This window comes from Aquirufa beregesia (assembly GCF_011090385.1).
GTDB lineage: Bacteria > Bacteroidota > Bacteroidia > Cytophagales > Spirosomataceae > Aquirufa > Aquirufa beregesia.
In genome coordinates, this window is sequence record NZ_SEWW01000039.1 from 1 (window position 1) to 342 (window position 342).

The following is a 342-nucleotide window of genomic DNA, read 5'->3' on the forward strand; positions in this document are numbered from 1 at the left end:
ATACAGTAACTAGCTTTGATGCCAGTAGCAATAACATTACAGTAAGCACGAGCTTAAGTGGAGCAATTTCAGGCTTATCAGGCACGACTAAATTAAGTAGTGCCGGCGACTTTAGTAATGGAGTAGCGAGTGTAAGTAGCTTGATCTATACCGGAACCACAGGCACAGGCACCTTCACGTTTAGTCCAGCTACAGGCACCGCCGTAACGAGTGCTAATGTGACAATCGGAGCAGGAGTGGCTAGTAAGTTTATCATTACCGGAACTGGCACCCAAACGGCAGGAGGGACACAAAACATCACGATTACGGCGAAAGATGCGAGTGGAAATACAGCGACAACCT

1 protein-coding gene is annotated in these 342 nt (G+C 47.4%); it reads left to right on the plus strand.

Annotation, left to right across the window (positions count from 1 at the left end):
- A partial coding sequence (locus tag EWU23_RS13795; protein ID WP_205753198.1) for a hypothetical protein occupies positions 1-342 on the plus strand: 342 nt, incomplete at both ends.